This window comes from Pseudoduganella sp. RAF53_2, assembly GCF_052113985.1.
Lineage (GTDB): Bacteria > Pseudomonadota > Gammaproteobacteria > Burkholderiales > Burkholderiaceae_D > Rugamonas.
In genome coordinates this window covers 1-5,223 of sequence record NZ_JBFRDW010000431.1, presented here as the reverse complement: position 1 = coordinate 5,223, position 5,223 = coordinate 1, and the positions used below count along the sequence as shown (strand labels likewise).

General features: G+C 65.2%; 4 protein-coding genes. All 4 read left to right on the top strand.

Going from position 1 to position 5,223, the window contains the following annotated elements; translation table 11 throughout:
- The first annotated feature begins 2 nt into the window (after nt 1–2).
- Nucleotides 3–1,424: a SulP family inorganic anion transporter gene (locus tag AB4Z11_RS22055; RefSeq protein WP_442027686.1), complete on the top strand. Its 1,422-nt coding sequence runs from the start codon at nt 3–5 to the stop codon at nt 1,422–1,424.
- The gene (locus AB4Z11_RS22050; RefSeq protein ID WP_442027685.1) at nt 1,414–1,935 is read left to right on the top strand and encodes a sugar O-acetyltransferase; all 522 of its coding nucleotides are present in this window, start codon (nt 1,414–1,416) and stop codon (nt 1,933–1,935) included. The genes AB4Z11_RS22055 and AB4Z11_RS22050 overlap by 11 nt, the downstream gene beginning before the upstream one ends.
- 50 nt (nt 1,936–1,985) lie before the next feature.
- Nucleotides 1,986–3,248: a sensor histidine kinase gene (locus AB4Z11_RS22045; RefSeq protein WP_442027683.1), complete on the top strand. Its 1,263-nt coding sequence runs from the start codon at nt 1,986–1,988 to the stop codon at nt 3,246–3,248.
- Nucleotides 3,249–3,257: 9 nt separating this feature from the next.
- A partial coding sequence (locus AB4Z11_RS22040) for an EAL domain-containing response regulator (protein WP_442027682.1) occupies nt 3,258–5,223 on the top strand: 1,966 nt, incomplete at its 3' end.

Below are 5,223 nucleotides of genomic sequence, written 5' to 3'. Positions count from 1 at the left end.
TGATGACGGCGGCCGTGATCTCGCCGCTGGCGCCGGCCGGCTCGGGCTTGTATCAGGTCCTGGCCGGGCAGCTGGCCCTGATCGCTGGCCTGGTGCTGCTGCTGTGCGGCTTGTTGCGCATGGGCTTTCTCGCCAATTTCTTTTCCCGTCCGGTGATGAGCGGCTTTACCGTCGGCTCGGCCATTGTGATCGCACTGGGCCAGGTCAAGCCGCTGCTGGGCGCGGACTTCCCCCATTTCCACCTGCCGAGCGCCGCGCTGGGCGTCGGCGCGCTGGCGCTGCTGGTGGTGGCGCGCAGCCATCTGGCGCCGCTGCTGCGCCTGTGCGGCATGAAACCGTCCAGCGCCGATATCGCGGCACGGCTGGCGCCGATGTTCGTGGTCTTGCTGGGTACTGCCCTGGTGCCGCTGCTGGGACTGGAAGCGATGGGCGTGAAGACCACCGGGGCCGTGCCGTCCGGCCTGCCGCAGCTGAATCTGGCCACCTCGCCCGCACACTGGCGCGTGCTGCTGCAACCGGGGCTGCTGATTGGCTTTGTCGTGTTCCTGATTTCGATGTCGGCCGCGCAGGCGCTGGCATTGAAGCGCAACGAGAAACTGGTCAGCAATTATGAGCTGATCGGCCTGGGTGCTGCGAATGTGGCGAGCATGGTGTCCGGTGCGTTTCCGGTGACGGGATCRATGTCGCGCACCGCGGTCAATTTCGCGGCGGGGGCGCAAACGCCGCTGGCCAGCGTGGTCACCGCGGCACTGCTGGCGCTGGCCCTGATCGCGCCGACCGGCTGGCTGGCGCTGCTGCCGCTGCCCGTCCTGGCCGCGACCATTATTGTCGCCGTGCTGGGGATGCTGGAACTCGACACCTTGCGCACCTCCTGGCGCTACGACCGGGGCGATGCGCTGGCCTGGGTTGCGACCGGCGCCGGCGTGCTGGCGTTTGGCGTGGAAGCGGGCGTGATGATTGGCGTGGCGCTGTCCATGGGCACCCTGATCTGGCGTGCCAGCCGTCCGCATATCGCGGTGCTGGGCCGTATTCCGGGCACCGAGCATTTCCGCAACGTGGAGCGCTTTTCCGCCGAGACGCTGGCCGACATGCTGATGCTGCGCGTGGACGCCAATCTCTTCTTCGGCAATGTGGAAGCGGTGAGCGAGCGCATTGAAGATGAGTTGCGCAGCCATCCAGGCACGCGCAACCTGGTGCTGGTGATGTCCGCCGTCAGCTCGATCGACACCACGGCGCTGTTCGCGCTGGGCGAGCTGAATCTCAGCCTGAAAAGGCGCGATATCGGCCTGCACCTGGCCGAAGTAAAAGGCCCGGTCATGGACCGCTTGCGGCACAGCGAGCTGCTGCCTACACTGAACGGGCGGATCTTCCTGAGTACCGCCATCGCCTGCGATCATCTGCAAGGCGCGCATCATGAAAAATAAGATCGAATACAAACCGCGCGATCCGTCCATCTGGCCCGCGCATCTGCAGGCCAAGGCCATCTGCGCGGAACACAACCGTGCCGCGCCGGAGGAACGCGCCGCAATACTGGAACGCTTGTTCGGTGCGCCGACCGACGCCTACTTCGAACCGCCGTTTTTCTGCGACTTCGGCTACAACCTCAAGATCGGCAAAAACTGCTTTGCCAACCACAATCTGGTGATCCTGGACTGCGCGCTGGTGACGATCGGCGACGATGTCATGTTCGGCCCGAATACCGTGCTGTCGGCCGCCAGCCACGCCACCGATCCCGGCATGCGGCGCAAAGGGCTGGAATATTCGCTGCCCATCACCATCGGCAATAACGTCTGGATCGGCGCCAACGTGACCGTGCTGCCGGGGGTAACCATCGGTGATAACTGCACCATCGGCGCGGGCAGTGTGGTCAGCAAGGATGTCCCGCCCAACAGTATCGCCGTCGGCAATCCCTGTAAGGTCGTCAAATCCTGCTGAAGTAGCTAACAAATGGTTGCAGAGCGTTGCAATTTAGGTATCATCTTCGGATGATCAGAACGCAGCAACTTGATAGCGATAATGGGCTTTGCGGACCGCAGGACGGCACGCTGCCGCCCGGCGAAGTCATGGTGGTGGAAGACACGCCGGCCTCGCTCCGCCTGCTGAGCGAGCTGCTGGAAAGCGCGGGCTATGCGGTGCGCCAGGCGCCCGATGGCGAGCTGGCGCTGTGGAGCGCGCAAACCCGCGCGCCCGAGCTGGTGCTGCTGGACGTGAACATGCCCGGTATCGACGGCATCGAAGTGTGCCGCCGCCTGAAGGCCGATCCCGTGCTGTGCGCTGTTCCCGTCATCCTGCTCTCCGCCCAGCACGATATGGAGCACAAGGTGCAGGGCTTCCAGGCCGGCGCGGTGGACTTCATCGGCAAACCCTATCACGCGGAAGAAGTGCTGGCCCGTACCCGCGCGCACATGCACCTGTCGCGCACGCAGAAAGAACTGGCCTCCGCCAATCACCAGCTGAAGCAGGCCCTGGCCGAACTGAACTCGGCGCGCGCCGAGATGGCGCGCACGGAACGCATGGCAGCGCTGGGCGCACTGGTGGCGGGCATCGCCCATGAATTGAATACGCCGATCGGCAATAGCGTGCTGATCGCCAGCACGCTGGAAGACCGCGCGCGCGCCTTCAACCGCAAGGTGGAAGAGGGCGTGCGCCGTTCCGAACTGGTCGAATTCTGCGGCGAGACGGGACAGGCGGCGGAACTGCTGCTGCGTAATCTGCGCAAGTCGGCCGACCTGATCGACGGCTTCAAACAAGTTGCGGTGGACCAGGCCAGCGAGCGCCGCGCGCAATTCACCCTGCGTGCACGCACCGAAGAAACCCTGATGGCGCTGAAGCCCGCGCTGACCGCGGCAGGTATTCGCCTGGTGCTGGAACTGCCGGACGGCCTGCACCTGGACAGCTATCCGCGCGCGCTGACGCAAATCCTGATGCAGCTCACCCGCAACGCGGAGCTGCATGCGTTTGGCGGCAAGGGCGGCAGCATCACGGTGCGTGCCATGCCTGACGGCGGCCACGTATTGCTCGACTTCAGCGACAACGGCTGCGGCATCCCGGCCGACGACCTGGCGCGGGTATTCGATCCCTTCTTCACCACCCGCATGGGGACGGGGATGGGAGGACTTGGCCTGCACATCGTGCACAGCCTGGTCACCAATGTGCTGGGCGGCGCCATCACGGTGGACAGCGCGCCCGGACAAACACGCTTCCGCATGCGCTTGCCCGTCAAGGCACCGGATCTGCTGGCATTTTGAGGTGACGTTGTGAGTGAGCCGGAAAAAGGAGAAATCCTCGTCGTTGAAGATAATCCGGCGTCCCTGCGTTTGCTGAGCGAGGTGCTGGGTGGCGCCGGCCATGAAGTGCGGCAGGCGCCAAACGGCGAGCTGGCTTTGTGGACGGTGCAAACACGGCCGCCGGAACTGATCCTGCTCGACGTACGCATGCCGGGGCTGGATGGCTTTGAAGTGTGCCGCCGCCTGAAGGCCGATCCGGCGCATGCCGCCATTCCCGTGATCTTCCTGTCCGCCGAAAGCGATACGGCGGAACGCCTGCAGGGCTTCAAACTGGGCGCGGTGGACTTCATCTCCAAGCCCTTCCAGCCGGAGGAAGTGCTGGCCCGCTGCAATACGCACCTGCGCCTGGCGCGCGTGCAGCGCACCCTGGCCGAGGAACGCGCAGAGCTGGAGCTGCGCGTGGCCGAGCGCACCGCCGATTTACAGCTGGCCGCCATGGCTTTCGAGAACACCCTGGACGGCATCATCATCACCGATGCCGACGGCTTCATCCTGCACACCAATCCCGCCTTCACGCGCAGCCTGGGCTACACGGAGGAAGAAGTGCGCGGCTGGATGGTGAGCGATCTGCAGGCCGATAACAGCTACAGCGCACAGGTGGAAGCGGTGGCGGAATCGCTGAAGGCGACGGGCCAGTGGTCGGGCGAGGTGGTGGCGCGGCGCAAGAACGGCGAGCGCTGCCCCGGCTTGCTCAGCATGTCGCTGGCACGCGATGACACGGGCTGGCGCCAGAATTACGTGCTGGTGCTGACCGATATCACCGAGCGCAAGGCAGGGCAGAACATGATCGATTATCTGTCCTATCACGACCCGCTCACCGGCCTGCCGAACCGCCTGATGGCGCGCCAGCGCTTCGAGCAGATGCTGGCCAAGCGCGCGCCGCAGCAGCGCGTGGTGGTGATGTGCCTGGACCTCGACTGGTTCAAGAACATCAATGATTCGCATGGCCGTCCTTTGGGCGACAAGGTGCTGCAAGGCGTGGCGCGGCTGCTGGCGCAATCGGCCGGCGAGGGCGCCACCGCCGCGCGCCTGGGCGGCGACGAGTTCCTGTTGATCCTGCTGGACGATGCGCAATTCAGCACAGCGCTTTCCCTGGTCCAGCAACTGCACAGCGGCCTGCAGCACGGCGTGACGGTGGAGGGACGCCATATTGCGCTGACCGCCAGCATCGGCATCGCGGTCGCGCCGGCCGATGGCGGCCAGCTGGAAGAGCTGGTGCGGCATGGCGACACGGCCATGGTGCGCGCCAAGGAAACGGCGCGCGGCAGCTACGCTTTCTACGAAGAGAGCATGGATGCGGAAATCCATGCCCGCCTCGCCATTGCCGATCAACTGCGCGGCGCGCTGGCGCGGAACGAATTCACCGTGCATTACCAGCCGCAATGCTGCCTGTTCACGGGCGAGCTGCGCGGGGCGGAAGCCCTGCTGCGCTGGACCAATCCGGTGTTGCGCGCCGTGCCGCCGGCGCGTTTCATCCCGCTGGCGGAGCAGTACGGCCTGATTGGCCCGATCGGCGAATGGGTGCTGGATACGGTCTGCGCCCAGGTCCGTAAATGGCAGGACGCGGGCGATGGCTGCCTTAAGGTTGCGGTCAACCTGTCCGCCGTGCAGTTCGATGAAGAGAGCACCGTGCGCATGGTGCAGGCCGCGCTGCGGCGCCACGAGCTGCCGCCATCCTGTCTCGGCATCGAGATCACGGAAGGCACGGTGATGGGCGATCCGCACAAGGCAGCGTCGGCCCTGCAGCGGCTGAAACAGCTGGGCATCCACATTTCGCTTGACGATTTCGGCACAGGCTATTCTTCCCTGGCTTACCTGCGGCGRCTGYCCATCGACGTGCTCAAGCTCGATAAATCCTTTGTGGACGACGTGACCACCAAGGCCGGTGATGCGGCGATTGCGCTGTCCGTCGTCTCGCTGGCGCACAACCTGGGCA

Coding starts and splice junctions, on each gene's coding strand:
- AB4Z11_RS22050 (WP_442027685.1), top strand. CDS start 1,414: ATGAAAAATAAGATCGAATACAAACCGCGCGATCCGTCCATCTGGCCC.
- AB4Z11_RS22045 (WP_442027683.1), top strand. CDS start 1,986: ATGATCAGAACGCAGCAACTTGATAGCGATAATGGGCTTTGCGGACCG.